Source organism: Microvirga sp. GCM10011540, from assembly GCF_042650665.1.
Taxonomy (GTDB): Bacteria; Pseudomonadota; Alphaproteobacteria; order Rhizobiales; family Beijerinckiaceae; genus Microvirga; species Microvirga lenta.
Genome location: NZ_JBHSBQ010000041.1, coordinates 138,628 through 157,210, shown reverse-complemented (window position 1 = coordinate 157,210; position 18,583 = coordinate 138,628). Strand labels below are relative to the sequence as shown.

The window sequence follows — 18,583 nt, the reverse complement described above, 5'->3', positions numbered from 1 at the left end:
GAGGGCGCCGCTGAGGCGCCCTCTCCTATTAGAAGCGTGTACCGCCCGAGAAGCGGAAGGCCTGGGTCCGGTCGCCACCGATCCGAGCGCCGTTCGCAGCAAGGATACCTTCCTCCTTCGAGAGCGCAAAGGCATAGTCGAAGCGGATCGGGCCGAGCGGCGAAGACCAGAGGATCGAAGCACCGACGGACGAGCGCAGCTTCTTGCTGTCCAGCACGCTGATGCAGTTCTGCGGAACGTTCGGGTTCTGGGTGCAGCCGTTGATCGGGTCCAGGATGCTGCCGCCGCCGATATCGAACGAGGTCGGGCCCTTGTAGCCGAACAGCGTACCCGCATCGGCGAACACGGCGCCCTTCAGGCCCAGATCGCGCGGCAGGCCGAAGATCGGGAACTGAACCTCGAGGGTACCGCCGAAATAGGTGGTGCCGCCGATGGCGTTCGCGTTGGTGTCCAGGCTCGAAATGTCACGCGGTCCAATACCGTTGGTGGCGAAGCCGCGGACCAGCGACGGGCCCATGAAGAAGTGGTCGACGATACGCAGGTCGCCGCCGTTTCCGATGCCGCTGTTGTTGTTTCCGAGGCCGATGATGTGACCGCCCTGGACGCGGGCGATACCGACGATGTCTTCCATCAGCTCGTAGTAGTAACGGGCGTCGCCGGTGGCGCGGAAGTAGCGCGAGTCGCCGCCAAGACCGGCGAAGTCGGTCTTCACCTCGGCATAGAAGCCGTTGCGCGGGTCCTTCACGTTGTCGAGCGTGTTGTAGTTGAAGGTCAGACCCGCGAGCGAGGTCAGGGTCTTGCCCTGAGATTCCTTGATCGCGAGCGACGCCTCGCCGTTGCCTTCACAGAAGAAGCGGTTGGGCGTCCCATCGGCATTGAGCTGGGTATAACCCGGCAGCGGCGCCGAGCAGTCGTTATAGGGCTGCTTGTAGGTGTTCGGGATCTTCAGGTCCTGCTGGAACAGCGAGTAACGCAGGGTCAGCGTGAACTCTTCCGTGAAGGGAAGGCCGAGGCGGAGCTGACCGCCGGTGACGCGGTTCTCGTAGCGGGAGTACTTGGTCTGATCGCTGAACTTCGAGAACAGGTCGATACCCGCCGACATCCGGTAGCCGAGGAAGTACGGCTCAGTGAACGAGAAGTCGACGCCGTTGGTGCGTTCGCCGAGCTGGCCGGCCAGGCGGACGAACTGGCCGCGGCCGAGGAAGTTCGACTCGCTGACGGCCACCTCGCCGATGAACCCGTCGGCGGTGGAGTAGCCGCCCGAGACCGAGAAGGCGCCGGTGGACTGATCCTCCACATCCACGTTCACGACGACGCGGTCGGGAGCGGAACCCGGCTCGTTCGAGATCCGGACGCGCTTGAAGTAGCCGAGGTTGTTGAGGCGGCGCTCGGCCCGGTCGATGAGCACCTTGTTGTAGGCGTCACCCTCGCCGAGGTCGAACTCGCGACGGATCACGTAGTCGCGGGTACGGCTGTTGCCGCGGACGTTGAGGCGCTCGATGTAGACGCGCGGCCCCTCTTCGATGATGTAGGCGAGGCTGACCGTCTGGGTCGCCGGGTCGCGCGTGCCGACCGGGCGAACCTGCGCGAAGGCATAGCCGCGACGGGCCACGTTCGTGGTGATGTCCTGGAGCGTCCGCTCGACGAGATTGGCGTTGTAGACCGCCCCGGCAGAGGTCGAGATGGCGCCGCTGACGGACTCGGCGGTCACTTCGGGGATACGCGAATCGACGTTCACGCTGCCGATGCGGTATTGCGGCCCCTCCTCCACGGCGATGGTCACGATGTAGCCGCCGCCATTGGGGTCGAACGTCACATCGCTGGAAACGATGCGGAAATCGGCATAGCCGTTCTTGAGGTAGTAACGACGGATCAGCTCGAGATCGTTAGCGATGCGATCCGGATCGTAGACGTCCGAGGTCTTGAGGAAGCTCAGGAAGTTCGTCTCGGTGGTCGTCATGATGCCGCGCAGGCGGCTGGACGAAATCTGGCTGTTGCCGACGAAGCGGATCTCCCGCACGCCGGTCTTGTCGCCCTCGACGATGGTGTAGACCACGTCGACCCGGCCGTTCGGCAGGTCCACGACGCGAGGCGTCACCTGGGCCAGGCCACGGCCCGAACGGCGATAGACCTCGAGAATGCGCTGGACGTCGGCATCCACGGCCGCCTGATTGTACGGCGCCCGCGCCCGCAGCTGGAGATCGCCCTCGATCAGGGCCCGCTCCACCCGCTTGTTACCTTCGATGACCACCCGGTTAATGATGGGACCCTGCGCCGCCGAGGCCCGGCGGCTCGCCTGCTGAGCGAAAGCGGTATCGGCTGCAGTGATTCCCGCCATCAGCGCGCTCAGGGCGATAACAGCGGTGGCGGCCGGTTTCTTCCGGCGTGGCGTGGTCGTCGACATCATCAACTGGCCCGTCTCTTTATCATTTGTCCCATAGCGGGTTGCCCCGCCGGCTGAGACACGCGTCCCAACCTTATCGGTGTGGGTCGCTTGTACAAACTTTCGCCGTCATTGCAAACGGCGCTTTCCCCTACACAGTAGCATTTTTAACGGGCGTGGCGTCTGTGTCACGATCCTCGGTCCATAAAACTTGTGCCAAGGTGAACAAGATCGTTCCAGGTGGCGAAAAGCATAAGCATCGCAACGATCGCGAAGCCGATGCGGAAGCCGATTTCCTGGGCCCTTTCGCTCAACGGACGGCCGCGGATGGCCTCGATGGCATAGAAAAGCAGGTGCCCGCCATCGAGAAGCGGAATGGGAAAAAGGTTAATGAGGCCGATGGAGACCGACATGAATCCGATCAGGCTCACCAGGCTGTAGACGCCGCCGACGTCGAATGCCGTACCGGAAGCACGGGCGATGCCGATGGGGCCGGAGAGCTGGTCGGCCGATTCCCACCCCATGACGAGGCGGCGCAGGAAGTTGAGGGTCCGGTCGATCAGGTTCCAGGTCTCGGCGACGCCCGCCTTGAGGGCCCCGAGCGGAGAATAGGAGACCCGCTTGATCGCCGCCGGGTCCTTCGAGGCCTCGACTCCGAGAAGGCCGATGCGCTGCTTGCCGAAGGGAGTCGTCCGCTCAACAAAGTTGGGGACGGCGCTGAGGGTAACGGTCTGCCCGCCCCTTTCGACCGTGAAGGTGAGGCTTTCGCCCGCGCTCGAGCTCACGAGGAGCTGCATGTCCGCGAAGGTCTCGATTCTCCTGCCGTCGATGGAGAGGATGAGGTCCTGCGGCTGGAACCCGGCCCGCTCGGCGGCGCTGCCGGCCTGCACGGCCTCGATCCGCGGCTCCAGGACCTGCCGGCCGCTGAAGTAGTTGAAGCCGGCGAAGATCGCGATGGCGAGGATGAAGTTCGCGATCGGCCCGGCCGCCACGATCGCCGCGCGCTTCGCCACGTTTTGATGGGGAAAACTCACCGCCCGCTCGGCGGCAGACATCTGCTGGATCTGGTTCTGGTTCGGAACGCTGGCCGCGTTGAGATCCCCGACGAACTTCACGTAGCCGCCCAGCGGAATCGCCGCGATCTTCCAACGGGTTCCGTGCTTGTCGGTCCAGCCGAACAGCTCGCGCCCGAAACCGATGGAGAAGGCGGTCACGCCCACGCCGCAGAGCCGACCGACCCAGAAGTGGCCGAGTTCGTGGATGAAGACGACCACCGTCAGGACCACGAGAAATGAAATCAGGGTGAGGGCGAGAGATCCCGTCGCGCCGCTGATCGTTGCAAGCAATTCCATCATCGTCCCTTTCGCGCCCCCTGGGGCAGCGTCTGTTCGTAAACCGCCGGGATCGCCTGCCGTGCCGTCACCCGGGCCTCCTCGTCGATGGCGAGGGCCTCGGAGACGGTCGAGGGAGCGGCGATGTTTCTTCGCGAAAAGATCGAGCAAACACTCTCAACATATTCGGATATCGCGTAAAATCCAATGCGTCCTGCCATGAACGCTTCGACGGCGATCTCATTGGTCGCATTCAACACGACCGGCATCGCTCCGCCGGCCTGGAGAGCGGCTTTGGCAAGGGAAAGACACGGGAAGCGGGTCTCGTCCGGCCGTTCGAAACTTAATCCCCCAATCGCGGCAAGATCGAGACGGGGCAGATCCATGCGCAGGCGCTCACGATGCCGCAGCGCATTGGCGATGGGCACCTTCATGTCGGGCAGGGCGAGCCCCGCCGTCAGGGCGCCGTCGCTCCATTGGACCAGCCCATGGACGATGGCTTCCGGGTGGACCAGGACGTCGAGGCGCTCCGCCTCGAGACCGAAGAGATGATGGGCCTCGATCAGCTCCAGGCCTTTGTTCATCAGGGTGGCCGAGTCGATGTTGATCTTCGAGCCCATGGACCAGACCGGATGAGCCGAGGCCTCCTTGGCGCTGGCCTTAGCGATGCGCTCCCGCGGCCATGTGCGGAAGGGACCGCCCGTGGCGGTGATGATCGCCTTCTCAACGTCGGCGTTTCGCCCGGCGGCGAGCGCCTGGTCGAGGGCGTTGTGCTCGGAATCGACCGGCATGATCTCGACCCCGAGGCGCTTGGCATCGGCCATGAAGGCCGCGCCCGCGCAGACGAGGCTTTCCTTGTTGGCCAGAGCGAGCCGGCGCCCGGGCTTCATGGCGGCATGGGTGGGCCGAAGGCCGGCGGCGCCGCTGATGGCGGCCAGCACCACGTCGGCATCGCGCTCGGCCGCCTCGATAACGGCCGCGTCTCCGGCCCCGGAGGCAATGCCGGAACCGGCGAGGGCCTCCCTCAGCTCGGCCCCGCCCCGCTCGTCGGCCAGAGCCGCGAACCGGGCTCCGAGCCTGCGGGCGACCTCCGCCAGGGCCTTGGCATCGCGCCCTCCGACCACCGCCTCGATGCGGAACTCGTCCCGGTGGGAGAGAACCACATCGGACGTCGAGCGGCCGATGGAACCGGTCGCCCCGAGAATGGTGAGAGAACGCGTCATGAAATTATGCTGCCAACCAGGTGATCAAAAGGACGAGCCCGAGAAGAAGCGAAACGGCCCAGAATCCGTCGAGGCGGTCCATCACGCCGCCATGGCCGGGGATGAGATGGCTCGAATCCTTCACGTCGCAATGCCGCTTGAGGGCGGATTCGCCCAGATCCCCGAGCTGGCTGGCCACCGAGGCGATCATGGACAGGATGATGGTGTTGCGCAGGCTGAAGGGCGGCATCAGGCCGAGGCGCTGCGAGCCCCACGCCACGAGAAGGCCAGCGAGTGTGCCGGCGACGAGACCGCCGCCGAAGCCTGACCAGGTCTTCTTGGGGCTGACCGCCGGCCAGAGCTTGGGTCCGCCCAGGGCCCGCCCGGTGAAGTAGGCGGCGATGTCGGTCGCCCAGACGACGGCGAACATCCAGAGCAGGCCGATCAGCCCGAGATTGGGATGCTCGCGAACGATGGGTGGAACGAGGACGATGACGGCCGCATAGGCGAAGGCGGAGGCTGCCCAGAGCTTGCCCGTCGCTCCTTTCGCGAGAAGCGTTCCGGCGACGAGAAAGCCCAGCCCGGCCAGGGCGGAGGGGACGAAGCCGGCATCGGCGAGCAGGAGAGCGGTCAGCACCACGAGGCCGGTGCCGAAGACCGCCTGAACCAGCCGCAAGGGCTCGGTCCGGGTCATGTTGGTCCACTCGATCATCATGGCGATTCCGGCGGCGAGCCAGAACAGGGCGAACGCCCATCCGCCCATATAGGCGGCGACCAGGGCCAGCGGGATCAGGACGACGGCGGATGCGATCCTGGTCGTCAGCTCCTTCGAGGGGCCTCGCTTCGCGACATGGGGCAAGGGAGGGCCTTCTTGGGCGGCCATGCTTACCCTGCCCGCACGCTCAGGCCGCCGAACCGGCGCTCCCGTCGGCCATATTCCGCCAGCGCGGCGCGGAAGGTCGCCTCATCGAAGTCGGGCCAGAAATCCGGCAGGAAGACGAACTCGGAATAGGCCGTCTGCCAGGTGAGGAAGTTGGAAACCCGCTGCTCGCCCGAGGTGCGGATGACCAGATCCGGGTCGGGGATGCCCTGGGTGTCGAGGGCCGTCTCGACCATGTCCATGTCGATGGCGTCCGGGTCCAGTGCCCCGTCCCTCACCCGCCGGGCCAGGGAGCGCATCGCCTCGACGATCTCCTGGCGGCCGCCGTAGTTGAAGGCGATCACCAGGGTCAGGCCCGTATTGGAGCGGGTCAGCTGCTCGGCCTCGTCCAGGAGCATCCGGATGTCCGGCGAAAGCCCCTGCCGCTGCCCGATGATCCGGACCCGGATGTTGTTGGCGTGCAGTTCAGCCAGATCGTGACGTACGAAGCGCTTGAGCAGGCCCATAAGATCGGAGACCTCCTGGGCCGGCCGGCGCCAGTTCTCGGCCGAGAAACTGTAGACCGTGAGATAGCGGATGCCGAGATCCCCGGCCGCGCGCACGGCACGGCGGATCGCCTCCACGCCGCGACGGTGGCCTTCGAGGCGGGGCAGCCCTCTCTGGGCCGCCCAGCGGCCGTTCCCATCCATGATGATGGCGACATGGGCCGGCATGCCTTCGCCTTCCGGTTCACGGGCAAAGGGAGTGATCGACCGCTTGGCTTCGCCGCTCATGATCTCGTTCCAGATGCAGGTCCGACCACGTCAGACCTGCATGATTTCCTTTTCCTTGGCCGCCAGAATCTGCTCGACCTCGGCCACGAAGTGGTCGGTCTGCTTCTGGACCTGCTCGCCATGGCGCCTGCTGTCGTCCTCGCTGACCGTGCCGTCCTTTTCCAGCTTCTTGAGCAGATCGAGGCCGTCGCGGCGCACGTGGCGGATCGCGATGCGCGCCTCTTCCGCATATTTGTGGGAGACCTTGACCATCTCCTTGCGGCGCTGCTCGTTCATTTCGGGGATGCGCAGGCGAATGACCTGGCCCTCGGTCTGCGGGTTGAGGCCGAGATCGGATTCCCGGATTGCCTTTTCCACTGCGGAGACCATGCCCCGGTCCCAAACCTGGACGCTGAGGAGGCGAGGCTCCGGCACGCTCACGGTCGCGACCTGGGAGATCGGCAGCATCGAACCGTAGGCATCGACCTGGATCGGGTCGAGCAGATTCGGCGAGGCGCGCCCCGTGCGGAGGCTGCCGAGGTCGTTCTTGAAAGCGTTGATCGCGCCCTGCATGCGGCGCTTGATGTCATCGAGGTCGAAAGTCGTGGCCATCGGGTCCCTATCCTTACGCGAACGATTACAACCGGCTTACGCTGAGCGGGCCGCTGCATCAAGGGGAGACAACGGTCGAAGGAACTTTGCCTTGGAGAATTGCGGTCACGGAACTCGGGGCATGGACCGAGCCGACGATGATGGGAAGCCTGCTCTCGCGGGCGAGGGCGAAGGCCGCCGTGTCCATCACCTTCAAGTCCCGAGCGATGGCCTCGTCGTGGGTGATGCGGTCGTAGCGGACCGCGTTCGGGTCCTTCTTGGGGTCGGCCGAGTAGACGCCGTCCACCTGGGTGGCCTTGAGCACCGCGTCGCAGCGCAGCTCGGCCGCCCGCAGCACGGCCGCGGTATCGGTCGTGAAGAACGGGTTGCCCGTGCCGCCTGCGAGGACCACGACCTGCCCCTTGTCCAGATGGTGCAGAGCCGGCTGGCGCGCATAGGTCTCGCAGATCGTCGGCATGGAGACGGCCGCCATGGTGCGGGCGGAGACACCGGCCGCGTTGAGCGCGGTCTCGATGGCGAGCGAGTTCATGACGGTGCCGAGCATTCCCATGGAGTCGGCGGTGGGGCGGTCGATCCAGCCGGCCGCGCTCATGCGGGCGCCGCGGATGATGTTGCCGCCGCCGATGACCAGGGCGATCTCGAATCCGGCGCGGGTCGCCTGGGCCAGGTCTTCCGCCAGCCCCGACAGGGTCTGAGGATCGAGCCAGTATCCGTCGGGGGCCATCAGGGCCTCTCCCGAGAGCTTCACCAGGATGCGCCGAAACTGTGTCACTGTCTGACCTCTCTTTTCAAACCTTCTCATGAAAACGGCGGCTGAAGCGCCGCCGTTTTGCTTGGTTCGATTTAGGCCTTGCCGCCTGCCGCCGCGGCCACCTCGGCCGCGAAGTCCGGGGCTTCCTCCTTCTCGATGCCCTCGCCGAGGGCATAGCGGACGAAGCTCTTCAGGCTGACCGGCTTGCCGGCCTTGGACTCGGCCTCCTTGAGGACCTGGGTGATGGTCTTCGAGGGGTCGTGGACGAAAGGCTGCTCCAGGAGAGTGACCTCCTTGTAGTAGCTCTTCAGGCCGCTCTCGACGATCTTCTGCAGCACGTTGTCCGGCTTGCCGGCATTCTTCTCGCGCAGGATGTTGCTCTCGCGCTCGATGGTCGCGGCATCGATGCCGGAAGCATCGACGGCCACCGGGTTCGTCGCCGCGATGTGCATGGCGATCTGGCGACCCAGGGTGCCGAGCACGGTCACGTCACCTTCCGACTCCAGCGCCACGAGAACGCCGATCTTGCCGAGGCCATCGCCGACCGCGTTGTGCACGTAGGAGGCGATCAGGCCCTTCGAGACCTCGAGCTTCGCCACGCGGCGCAGCGTCATGTTCTCGCCGATGGTGGCGATCAGCTCCTGCAGGCGGTCCTTGATGGTCGTCTGCGATCCCGGGAAGTGGGCGTTCTCGAGCGACTCGATGGTGCCGTTGCCCATGAGGGCGATCTTGGCGGCTTCGCGGACGAAGGCCTGGAACTGGTCGTTGCGGGCCACGAAGTCCGTCTCGGAGTTGACCTCGAGGATCGTCGCGGTGTGACCGGAGGACTCGACGGCGACGAGGCCCTCGGCGGCCACGCGGCCGGCCTTCTTGGCGGCCTTGGACAGACCCTTCTTGCGCAGCCAATCGACGGCGGCCTCGATATCACCGTTGGTCTCGTTGAGGGCCGTCTTGCAGTCCATCATGCCGGCGCTGGTCTTGTCGCGCAGCTCCTTCACCATCGCAGCGGTAATGTTCGCCATGGCTCATCCTTTCACAGGTTTACGCATATAGGGAGCCCGGCGCTCATGGAACGCCGGGCTCGATCAATTTGCTCAAGCAGCGCCGCGAATTCGCGGTGCCGGACAGCCTCTTTAGGCTGCCTCGATCATCGACCGGGCTTGGCCGAGCCAGCCGTCGCGCTCGACGCGGCCGTTGAGCTTCAGGTCCTTGTCGAGCTGCTCGACATCGGCCGGCTGCATGGCAGCGAGCTGCCAGTAGTGGAAGATGCCGGCTTCGTTGAGCTTCTTCTCGAGCTGCGGGCCGACGCCGTTCAGCTTGGTCAGGTCGTCCGGGGCGCCGCGGGGAGCCGCAAGGCGCTCGAACTGCTCGCCCTCGTAGGCGGGAGCGGCGTCGTTGGCCGGGAGCTCTTCGGCCATCGGATTCTCGGACTCGCCGATATCGATGCCCATGGCGCCGGCGCCGCGGGAGATGCCATCAAGAGCGGCGCGGGCGATCAGGTCGCAGTAGAGCGCGATGGCGCGGCCGGCGTCGTCGTTGGCCGGAACCGGGAAGGTGATGCCGTCCGGATCGCAGTTCGTGTCGACGATGGCGGCAACCGGGATACCGAGGCGACGGGCCTCTTGGATCGCGAGCTGCTCCTTGTTGGTGTCGATCACGAAGATCAGGTCGGGCGTGCCGCCCATGTCCTTGATGCCGCCGAGAGCGCGCTCGAGCTTGTCCTTCTCACGGGCGAGCATGAGGCGCTCTTTCTTCGTGAGGCCCTGGCCGCCGCCGGCGAGGATCTCGTCGACCTTGCGCAGGCGCGCAATCGAGCCGGAGATCGTCTTCCAGTTGGTCAGCATGCCGCCGAGCCAGCGGGAGTTCACGTAGTACTGAGCCGAACGCTTGGCCGCATCGGCGACCGCATCGGCAGCCTGACGCTTCGTGCCGACGAAGAGCACGCGGCCGCCCTTGGCAACCGTGTCGCTGACGGCCTGGAGAGCGCGGTGCATCATCGGGACCGACTGGGCGAGGTCGATGATGTGGATATTGTTGCGGGTGCCGAAAATGTACGGACCCATCTTCGGGTTCCAGCGGTGAGCCTGGTGGCCGAAGTGAGCGCCAGCCTCGAGGAGGCTGCGCATCGAGAATTCAGGAAGCGCCATAGTTTTTCTCCGGTTAAGCCTCCGCGTAGCAGTGGACCGGTCCTGCCGGCCACCGGGACGCCTCATTGATTCATGAGGCAAGCTCCGCGTGTGGGATGGGGCGCGTATAGGGGAAAAGGTGGGGGAATGCAAGGGGGATACACCCCCTATTTCCCTTGACGATCCAAGGCCAAAAGGTCGGCAGAGTCCTCTTCCGCCTGAACATAATCCTCGCTCAGAACGTGACGCTCGAGCCATGAGGCTTGGCTATCAAGACATCAGCGTCGCCCATCAAACGCAAGTCTGATGGCTAGGCCGGCGAATACCGTACCGAGAAGAAGCTGGGGCATACGGCGCAGCCTCTTCTGGCCCGTGAAGGTTCTGCCTATGTGGCTAGCCATCATGATAATGGTGCCGTTGACCAGAAGCCCGACGAGATTGAGCACGGTTGCCAAGAGCATGATCTGCACTGCAACAGAGCCTACATTGGGGCGCACGAATTGCGGAAATAGGGCCAGCACGAACAGGGCCATTTTTGGATTGAGCAAGTTAGTGAAAAGTCCCTGCCGAAATACCTGTCCAAGCGGGTACTCGTGCAGCCCGTCCGTAGAAAAGAGCGCCGCATCGTGGGATCGAAACGTCCTCCACGCCAGATAAAGCAGGTAGGCCGCCCCAACATAGCGCACCACGTCGTAGGCAAGCGGTACAGCCAAGAACAGGTGCGAAAGACCGAAGGCCGCTGCGAGAGCATGGCAATAGGTGCCGGTCTGGATACCGGCGAGGGTCGCGAACCCGGATGCCGGGCCTTGGCTAGCGCTGCGAGATGCGATGAGCAGCATATCGGGGCCTGGTGTGGCCGTGAGCGCCAAACAAGCCGCTGCGAAAAGGGCGAGAGTCGATAAATCCGGCATAAGAGGCGTTCCTACATTCAGCCGGACGGAAACGTTAGCCGATACCGCAGATCCTGTCACGCTGTTGCACGAACGCCTCCACTCCAGAAAAGAACGAAGCAAAGCCTCAATTCATATGCACGTCGACCACCCCCGGCACGGCCCTCAAGGCTCCGGCGATCTGGGGTGTCGCCATATACTTGCCCGGAAGCTTGACCTCCACCTCCCGGTCCCCGTCGTCGAGGATCAGCACTAGGGAGACCTCGCCCTCGCCCCGCGCCTTCAGCCGCTCGAACACGCTGCCGATGGGGCGCTCGTCGCGCAGGAAGATCCGCATGCCCTTCTGGTGCTTGGCGACCGCCTCCTCCAGGGGCTCGGCCATGCCGATACGCGCCCTCACCTCCTCGCCTTCCAGGCCGGCCTGGAGCATCAGGATCACGGCGTTGCCGGGCTCCAGCACGTCGCGCAGGCGCTGCAGGCCCTCGGAGAAGATGATGGCCTCGTATTGGCCGGTCTGATCCGACAGGGTGAGAATGCCCATCTTGTTGCCGGTCTTCGTGCGGCGCTCCTGCCGGTCCAGGACCGTGGCGGCGACCCGGCCGACCGAGTTGCCGGCCCTGACGGAACGGCTGAACTCCATCCAGGTCTGGACCCTCAGCTTCTTCAGCAGGTCGCCGTATTCGTCGAGCGGGTGGCCCGAGAGGAAGAAGCCGACAGCGTCGTATTCCTTCTGAAGCCTCTCGGCGGCGGGCCAAGGCTCGTAGGGGCCGATTCGCAGCTGCACGTCCGCCGCCGCGACGCCCCCGAACATGTCGATCATGCCGCCATTGGCGGCCTCGTGGGATTGCTGGGCCAGGCTCATCATGGCGTCGATGGAGGCGCAGGCTTTGGCCCGGTCCGGCTCCAGCTCGTCGAAGGCGCCGGCCGCGATGAGGTTTTCCAGGGTCCGCTTGTTGAGCATGCGCGGATTGATGCGGCGGGCGAAATCGGCGAGGTCCTTGAAGGGCTTGTCGCCGCGGGCCTCGACGACCGATTCGATGGCCTGGCGCCCGACGCCCTTCACGGCCGCGAGCGCATAGAGGATCTGGCCCTTGCCCTCCTGGTCGTAGACGACGTCGAAGACCACGCCCGACCGGTTGATGGACGGCGGCACCACCTTGAAGCCGAGGCGCTGAGCCTCGCGGCGGAATTCGGACAGCTTGTCCGTGTTATCCAGGTCGAGCGTCATGGACGCGGCGAGGAACTCGACCGGGTAATTGGCCTTGAGATAGGCGGTCTGGAACGCCACGAGGGCATAGGCCGCCGCGTGGCTCTTGTTGAAGCCGTAATCGGCGAACTTGGCGAGAAGGTCGAAGATCTCGTTGGACTTGGCCTTGTCCAGCCCGCCCTTTCCGGCGCCCGAGACGAAGCGCTCGCGCTGGGCGTCCATCTCGGCCTTGATCTTCTTACCCATGGCGCGGCGCAGAAGGTCGGCGTCGCCGAGCGAGTAGCCGGAGAGGACCTTCGCCACCTCCATCACCTGCTCCTGGTAGACGATGATGCCGAAGGTCTCGCGCAGGATCGGCTCCAGCTTGTCGTGCGGGTACCAATCCTTCTTGTTGTGCTCGTCCTTGCCGAGCTTGCGGGCGCAGTAGACCGGAATGTTCGCCATCGGGCCCGGGCGGTAGAGGGCGACCAGCGCGATGATGTCCTCGAAGCGGTCGGTCTCCATCTCGACGAGAGCTTTTCTCATGCCCGCCGATTCCACCTGGAACACGCCGACCGTTTCGCCGCGCCGGAGCATCTCGTAGGTCTTGCGGTCGTCGAGAGGCAGGGCCGACAGATCGACCTCCACGCCCGTGCGCCGGATGAGGTCGACCGCCGTGCGCAGCACCGTCAGCGTCTTCAGGCCCAGGAAGTCGAACTTCACGAGACCCGCCTGCTCGACCCATTTCATGTTGAACTGGGTCACGCGCATGCCGGTTTTCGGGTCTCGGTAGAGCGGCACCAGCTCCTGCAGGGGGCGGTCGCCGATCACCACGCCCGCCGCGTGGGTCGAGGCGTGACGGTGAAGGCCCTCCAGCTTCTGGGCGATGTCGAGCATGCGCTTGACGACCGGCTCCTCGTCGATCGCCGCCTGCAGGCGCGGCTCACCCTCGATGGCCTGGGCGAGCGTCACCGGATTGGCCGGATTCTGCGGCACGAGCTTGGTGAGCTTGTCCACCTGCCCATAGGGCATTTCCAGCACGCGCCCCACGTCGCGTATCACCCCGCGGGCGAGCAGCGTACCGAAGGTGATGATCTGCGCGACCTGCTCTTCGCCATAGCGCTGCTGCACGTATTCGATCACGCGCTCGCGCCCCTCGACGCAGAAGTCGATGTCGAAGTCCGGCATCGACACGCGCTCGGGGTTCAGGAAGCGCTCGAAGAGCAGGGCGAAACGCAGTGGGTCGAGATCGGTGATGGTGAGCGCATAGGCCACGAGCGAGCCCGCGCCCGAACCACGGCCCGGCCCGACCGGGATGTTGTGATCCTTCGCCCATTTGATGAAGTCCGACACGATCAGGAAGTAGCCCGGGAACTTCATGTTCCGGATGATCCCGATCTCGTAGGCGAGCCGGTCGTGATAATCCTGCTCGGTCAGGCCCGGGGCGGGGCCATGCGCGGCAAGGCGCTTCAGGAGCCCCTCCTCCGCCTGCCGCTTGAGCTCCTCGCCCTCGTCCAGGGTGGCGGCATCCGGGCCCGTTCCGAAGCTCGGGAGAATGGGCTTGCGCGTTCTCACGCGGGTCGAGCAGCGCATGGCGATCTCGACGCTCGCCTGCAGCGCGTCCGGCAGGTCCGCGAACAGCTCCATCATCTGCTGGCGCGTCTTGAAATTGTGCTGGGGCGAGACCCGGCGGCGGTTGTCGTCGGAGACGATGCGCCCCTCGGCGATGGCGAGCAGCGCATCGTGCGCCTCGTAGTCGCCGGGCGACGAGAAGAACGGCTCGTTGGCGGCCACGATGGGAAGCCCGTTGCGGTCGGCGAGCGCGATCAGCTCGCCCTCGATCATCCGCTCCGTGTCGAGCCCGTGACGCTGGATCTCCACATAGAGCTGATGCCCGAAAGCGTGCTTGAGCATGTCGAGGCGCGCCTGGGCCAGTTCCTGGCGACCGTCCCGCAGGGCGCAGTCGAGGGGGCCCGTGAAGCCGCCCGTGAGAGCGATCAGCCCCTCGCAGTGCTGGGCGAGCGAGGGGGCCGCGACCCTCGGCGACTCGCCGAGCGGCACGCCGAAATATGCGTGGCTCACGAGGCGCATGAGGTTGCGGTAGCCCTCCTCGGTCTGGGCCAGCAGCACCACGTTCGAGGGCTGGGGCACGACCCGGGCGACAGGATCGGGCTCCTCGAAACAGACCGAGAGCTGAACGCCCGCGATGGGCTGGATGCCGGAGCCGGCCAGCTTTTCTGAGAATTCGAGGGCGCCGAAAAGATTGTTGGTGTCGGTGAGCGCCAGCGCCGGCTGCTTGTCCGCCGCCGCCAGCTTCGCGAGTTGCGCGATCTTCAGTGCCCCCTCGAGCAGCGAGTAGGAGGAGTGCACATGCAGATGGACGAAACCGATATCTTGAAGAACGCGCGTCATGAACCGAAACTCGAAACAGGCGCGCAGTGTGACACGATTCTCCCTAACCGCGCCCTACCTCACGGTAGGGAGAATTCCTTCCTGTGAATCCAGGGGATTACGCGATCGGAGACAGTACCAGCGCCCAGATCGCTATGGCAGAACCGAACACTGCAAGGGAAGCAATTTCAGCAGCCGTCTCGATGATCATACGCAGCATGTCCGTCACTCCATGTTCTTTGTATGTTCATTGTTGTTCAGCGTATGTTCTGTGTAAAGGGTGTGCAGAACCGGCACTCCGGACGGAGTCAACAGACTCTTAACGCACGGGAAGGTGTGGATAAGAGCCGCACCGGGCCGCTCAAGGGGGCATAAGGCGCGGGAGTGACGCGGCAGGCTCTGCGGTCGCAGGAGCCATGGGCCCCTTCCCCGTCGGGCGACATGCGAACCCAGCAACAAGCCAGCCTTACGGCATCTGCACCACGAGACCGTCGCGGATCGTCACCCGCCTGTCCATTCGGGCAGCGAGATCCATGTTGTGGGTGGCGATCAGGGCCGCAAGCTTCGAGGCGCGCACGATCGAAACGAGGGTTTGGAAGACGCGATCCGCGGTGTGGGGATCGAGGTTGCCAGTCGGCTCGTCCGCCAACAGGAGGCGCGGCGCATTGGCGACCGCACGGGCGATGGCGACGCGCTGCTGCTCGCCGCCCGAGAGTTCGCCCGGCCGGTTGTCCAGGCGCTTGCCGAGACCGAGAAAGGTCAGGATCTGCTTGGCGCGCTCCTGCGCCTCGTTCTTGGGCAGCCCGCGGATGAGCTGCGGAATCACCACGTTCTCCAGGGCCGAGAATTCCGGCAGGAGATGGTGGAACTGGTAGACGAAGCCGAGCTCCTCGCGGCGGATGCGCGTGCGCTCCGGGTCGCCCATCCCGGCGGTCGGCTGCGAGCCCACATAGACCTCGCCCCCATCGGGCTTCTCGAGGAGCCCCGCCACATGCAGCAGGGTGGACTTGCCCGTTCCGGACGGCGCCACGAGCGCCACGATCTCGCCCGGCCAGATCGCCAGGTCGGCTCCGCGCAGCACCTCGAGGAAGCTCTCCCCTTGCGGATAGCGGCGTTCGACCTTCGAAAGGAAAAGGGCGGGTTTGGTCTGACCTGCTGACATGGACTACCCGTAGCGCAGCGCTTCGACCGGATCGAGCTTCGCCGCCCGCCAGGAGGGGTAGAGGGTCGCCAGAAGCGACAGGACCATGGCCATGACGAGGATGGTGATCACTTCGGCCGTATCGACCTCCGCCGGGAGGCGGCTGAGGAAGTAGAGCTCCGCCGGGAAGAGGTTGGTGCTCGTGAGGTTCGAGATGAAGTTGCGGATGGTCTCGACATTGAGCGCGAGAAGCAGCCCGAGCCCGAAGCCCGCAATCGTGCCGACGATGCCGATTGATGCGCCCGTGATCAGGAAGACGCGCATCACCGCCCCGCGGGTCGCCCCCATGGTCCGCAGGATCGCAATGTCCGACGACTTGTCCTTCACGAGCATGATGAGCCCGGAAATGATGTTGAGCGCCGCCACGAGGACGATGAGCGTCAGGATCAGGAACATCACGTTCCGCTCCACTTCCAAGGCGGAGAAGAACGTGCGGTTGCGCTGGCGCCAATCGGTCATGAGGATTGGCCGGCCCGCCGCCGCCTCGATGGCCGCGCGGGCCTCGTCCACCCGGTCGGCGTTCTCGAGGAAGACCTCGATGAGCTGCACGTCGCCCTGGCGGTTGAAGTAGTTCTGCGCCTCGGTCAGCGGCATGTAGACGAAGGTGGAGTCGAACTCCGACATGCCGATCTCGAAAACGGCCTTGACCGGATACCCCTTCACGCGCGGCGCCGTTCCGAACGGGGTCGAGGCTCCTCGCGGGGTGATCAGGGTGAAGGTGTCGCCTGCCTGGAGCGACAGGGCCTCGGCCAGCCGCCGCCCGATGGCGACGCCCTCCCCGTTCTCGAAATCCTCCAGGCTGCCCTGCCGGAGGTTGTTTGCAATGTAGTCGATGCGCCGGATGTCCTCCCCGCGGATGCCGCGCACCAGAACGCCGCTGCCGTTGTACTGCGAGGAGCCGAAGGCCTGCCCCTCCACGAGCGGGATCGCGCGCTTGACCCCCGGAACGGCGGCGATGCGCTGGGCCACTTCCGGATAGTCGGTCAGCGGGGATTCAATGGGGGCCACGAAGATATGGCCGTTGATGCCGACGATCTTGTCGAGCAGTTCCTTACGGAAGCCGTTCATCACCGACAGCACCACGATCAGCGTCGCGACGCCCAGCATGATGCCGAGGAAGGAGAAGCCGGCGATGACCGAAACGAACCCTTCCCGCCGCCGCGTGCGCAGGTAGCGCCCGGCGAGCATCCACTCGAAGAGCGAAAAGGGTTTGGTTCCGGTCGGCGCGGTCTTGGCCATCTCGCCCTTATTTCGATGCTGTCAGGCGGGACACGACATCACCCAGCGGCAGGATCTCCCGCTCGCCCGTGGCGCGATGCTTCAGTTCCACCTTGCCGTCCGCCAGGCCCTTGGGTCCGATCAGGATCTGCCACGGAATACCGATCAGGTCGGCGGTGGCGAACTTGCCGCCCGGGCGCTCGTCCCGGTCGTCGTAGAGCACGTCGCGGCCGGCGGCCGTCAATTCGCCATAGAGGCGGTTCGAGGCCTCGTCGGTGGCGGAATCGCTGGCCTTGAGATTGAGAATCGCCACGTCGAACGGAGCGATGGCTTCCGGCCAGATGATGCCGTTCTCGTCGTGGCTCGCCTCGATAATGGCCGCGATCAGGCGGCTCGGCCCGATGCCGTAGGAGCCCATGTGGACTTCCCGTTCCTGGCCGTCCGGTCCCATGACCTTGGCGCCCATGGGGGCGGAATACTTGGTGCCGAAATAGAAGATATGCCCGACCTCGATGCCGCGGGCCGACATCTTCTTGTCGCCCGGAATGGCCTCGAAGTCCGCCTCGTCGTGCATCTCGGAGGTGGCGGCATAAAGAGAGGTCCACTTGTCGACAATGCCCTGGAGACCGGCGACGCTGTCGAAATCCGTATCCACGGAGGGAATCTCGTAGTCGAGGTAATCGGCGTGGCAGAAGACCTCGCTCTCGCCCGTGGAGGCGAGGATGATGAACTCATGGCTCAGGTTGCCGCCGATGGGTCCGGTATCGGCGCGCATGGGAATGGCCTTGAGGCCCATGCGGGCGAAGGTGCGCAGATAGGCCACGAACATCTTGTTGTAGGAATGGACGGCGCCGGCCTGATCGAGATCGAAGGAATAGGCGTCCTTCATCAGGAACTCGCGCGAACGCATGACGCCGAAGCGCGGGCGCACCTCGTCCCGGAACTTCCACTGGATATGATACAGGTTCAGCGGCAGATCCTTGTAGGACCGCACATAGCCCCGGAAGATCTCGGTGATCATCTCCTCGTTGGTCGGACCGAAGAGCATTTCGCGCTCGTGCCGGTCCTGGATCCGCAGCATCTCCTTGCCGTAGGCGTCGTAGCGGCCCGACTCGCGCCACAGATCCGCCGACTGGATGGTCGGCATGAGCAGTTCGATGGCGCCGGAGCGGTTCTGCTCCTCACGCACGATGGCATTGACCTTGTTCAGCACCCGCAGGCCCAACGGCAGCCAGGCATAAATTCCGGCCGCTTCCTGGCGGATCATCCCGGCCCGCAGCATGAGGCGGTGGGACACGATCTCCGCCTCTTTCGGCGTCTCGCGGAGAATAGGCAGGAAATAACGGCTCAAACGCATAGAACGCCTTCGGATCGATGAAGAGTGGAATGACGGGTCGCGACTCGTTTCAAGCACACAACACAGACCCTTGGCAAAAGACAAGCTGTCATCTGTTCGCAAGGTCCGGGCCGGCGCCTTAGACGAAAGGTCAATACAATATGTGCCGAAAAATGCATCAGACCCTGCCCAAAAAAGATGACACGGCTTTTTGAGGCGGTTATAAACGGAACGCTAACGTTCTAGACCTTGAAAGGTCAGACGCTGCGGTCCGAGTTTCGGGAGGAACAAGACCCTCGCTCGCTATAACAAGCGACGGCGTAA

14 protein-coding genes are annotated in these 18,583 nt (G+C 64.8%); all 14 read right to left on the bottom strand.

Going from position 1 to position 18,583, the window contains the following annotated elements; genetic code table 11:
* Positions 1-28: 28 nt before the first annotated feature.
* Positions 29-2,407: an outer membrane protein assembly factor BamA gene (gene bamA, locus ACFOYU_RS15070; RefSeq protein WP_377034214.1), complete on the bottom strand. Its 2,379-nt coding sequence runs from the start codon at positions 2,405-2,407 to the stop codon at positions 29-31.
* A 164-nt stretch (positions 2,408-2,571) separates the two neighbouring features.
* Entirely contained in the window at positions 2,572-3,735 is a 1,164-nt protein-coding gene (gene rseP / locus ACFOYU_RS15065; protein ID WP_377034226.1) for an RIP metalloprotease RseP, read from the bottom strand.
* Positions 3,735-4,937 (bottom strand): 1-deoxy-D-xylulose-5-phosphate reductoisomerase, encoded by a 1,203-nt coding sequence (gene dxr, locus ACFOYU_RS15060; protein ID WP_377034213.1) that lies wholly within the window; start codon positions 4,935-4,937, stop codon positions 3,735-3,737. Before dxr ends, rseP begins: the two co-directional genes overlap by 1 nt.
* A gap of 4 nt (positions 4,938-4,941) precedes the next feature.
* Complete coding sequence (locus ACFOYU_RS15055) at positions 4,942-5,775, bottom strand: phosphatidate cytidylyltransferase (RefSeq protein WP_377034212.1); 834 nt, start codon at positions 5,773-5,775, stop codon at positions 4,942-4,944.
* Positions 5,776-5,801: 26 nt separating this feature from the next.
* Positions 5,802-6,569: an isoprenyl transferase gene (locus ACFOYU_RS15050; RefSeq protein WP_377034211.1), complete on the bottom strand. Its 768-nt coding sequence runs from the start codon at positions 6,567-6,569 to the stop codon at positions 5,802-5,804.
* Between the two features lie 30 nt (positions 6,570-6,599).
* Complete coding sequence (gene frr, locus ACFOYU_RS15045; protein ID WP_226741001.1) at positions 6,600-7,160, bottom strand: ribosome recycling factor; 561 nt, start codon at positions 7,158-7,160, stop codon at positions 6,600-6,602.
* A gap of 58 nt (positions 7,161-7,218) precedes the next feature.
* Positions 7,219-7,962: a UMP kinase gene (gene pyrH, locus ACFOYU_RS15040; protein ID WP_226740999.1), complete on the bottom strand. Its 744-nt coding sequence runs from the start codon at positions 7,960-7,962 to the stop codon at positions 7,219-7,221.
* Between the two features lie 41 nt (positions 7,963-8,003).
* On the bottom strand, positions 8,004-8,933 hold the full coding sequence (gene tsf, locus ACFOYU_RS15035; RefSeq protein WP_377034210.1) for a translation elongation factor Ts: 930 nt from the start codon (positions 8,931-8,933) through the stop codon (positions 8,004-8,006).
* A 111-nt stretch (positions 8,934-9,044) separates the two neighbouring features.
* The gene (locus ACFOYU_RS15030; protein WP_226740995.1) at positions 9,045-10,058 is read right to left on the bottom strand and encodes a 30S ribosomal protein S2; all 1,014 of its coding nucleotides are present in this window, start codon (positions 10,056-10,058) and stop codon (positions 9,045-9,047) included.
* Between the two features lie 257 nt (positions 10,059-10,315).
* The gene (locus ACFOYU_RS15025) at positions 10,316-10,948 is read right to left on the bottom strand and encodes a LysE family translocator (protein ID WP_226740992.1); all 633 of its coding nucleotides are present in this window, start codon (positions 10,946-10,948) and stop codon (positions 10,316-10,318) included.
* A gap of 106 nt (positions 10,949-11,054) precedes the next feature.
* On the bottom strand, positions 11,055-14,525 hold the full coding sequence (gene dnaE, locus ACFOYU_RS15020) for a DNA polymerase III subunit alpha (RefSeq protein WP_226740989.1): 3,471 nt from the start codon (positions 14,523-14,525) through the stop codon (positions 11,055-11,057).
* Between the two features lie 445 nt (positions 14,526-14,970).
* Positions 14,971-15,666, bottom strand: coding sequence for an ABC transporter ATP-binding protein (locus ACFOYU_RS15015; RefSeq protein ID WP_377034209.1), 696 nt, complete (start codon positions 15,664-15,666; stop codon positions 14,971-14,973).
* Between the two features lie 3 nt (positions 15,667-15,669).
* Positions 15,670-16,944 (bottom strand): lipoprotein-releasing ABC transporter permease subunit, encoded by a 1,275-nt coding sequence (locus ACFOYU_RS15010; protein WP_226740982.1) that lies wholly within the window; start codon positions 16,942-16,944, stop codon positions 15,670-15,672.
* A gap of 7 nt (positions 16,945-16,951) precedes the next feature.
* Complete coding sequence (gene proS / locus ACFOYU_RS15005) at positions 16,952-18,280, bottom strand: proline--tRNA ligase (RefSeq protein WP_377034208.1); 1,329 nt, start codon at positions 18,278-18,280, stop codon at positions 16,952-16,954.
* Positions 18,281-18,583 lie beyond the last annotated feature (303 nt).

What these genes read in the sequence shown, in the direction of transcription:
- ACFOYU_RS15010 (WP_226740982.1), bottom strand. Translation starts at nt 16,944, where the DNA reads ATGGCCAAGACCGCGCCGACCGGAACCAAACCCTTTTCGCTCTTCGAG.
- frr (WP_226741001.1), bottom strand. Translation starts at nt 7,160, where the DNA reads ATGGCCACGACTTTCGACCTCGATGACATCAAGCGCCGCATGCAGGGC.
- ACFOYU_RS15030 (WP_226740995.1), bottom strand. Translation starts at nt 10,058, where the DNA reads ATGGCGCTTCCTGAATTCTCGATGCGCAGCCTCCTCGAGGCTGGCGCT.
- bamA (WP_377034214.1), bottom strand. Translation starts at nt 2,407, where the DNA reads ATGATGTCGACGACCACGCCACGCCGGAAGAAACCGGCCGCCACCGCT.
- proS (WP_377034208.1), bottom strand. Translation starts at nt 18,280, where the DNA reads ATGCGTTTGAGCCGTTATTTCCTGCCTATTCTCCGCGAGACGCCGAAA.
- ACFOYU_RS15015 (WP_377034209.1), bottom strand. Translation starts at nt 15,666, where the DNA reads ATGTCAGCAGGTCAGACCAAACCCGCCCTTTTCCTTTCGAAGGTCGAA.
- pyrH (WP_226740999.1), bottom strand. Translation starts at nt 7,962, where the DNA reads ATGAGAAGGTTTGAAAAGAGAGGTCAGACAGTGACACAGTTTCGGCGC.
- ACFOYU_RS15025 (WP_226740992.1), bottom strand. Translation starts at nt 10,948, where the DNA reads ATGCCGGATTTATCGACTCTCGCCCTTTTCGCAGCGGCTTGTTTGGCG.
- rseP (WP_377034226.1), bottom strand. Translation starts at nt 3,735, where the DNA reads ATGGAATTGCTTGCAACGATCAGCGGCGCGACGGGATCTCTCGCCCTC.
- dxr (WP_377034213.1), bottom strand. Translation starts at nt 4,937, where the DNA reads ATGACGCGTTCTCTCACCATTCTCGGGGCGACCGGTTCCATCGGCCGC.
- dnaE (WP_226740989.1), bottom strand. Translation starts at nt 14,525, where the DNA reads ATGACGCGCGTTCTTCAAGATATCGGTTTCGTCCATCTGCATGTGCAC.
- ACFOYU_RS15050 (WP_377034211.1), bottom strand. Translation starts at nt 6,569, where the DNA reads ATGAGCGGCGAAGCCAAGCGGTCGATCACTCCCTTTGCCCGTGAACCG.
- tsf (WP_377034210.1), bottom strand. Translation starts at nt 8,933, where the DNA reads ATGGCGAACATTACCGCTGCGATGGTGAAGGAGCTGCGCGACAAGACC.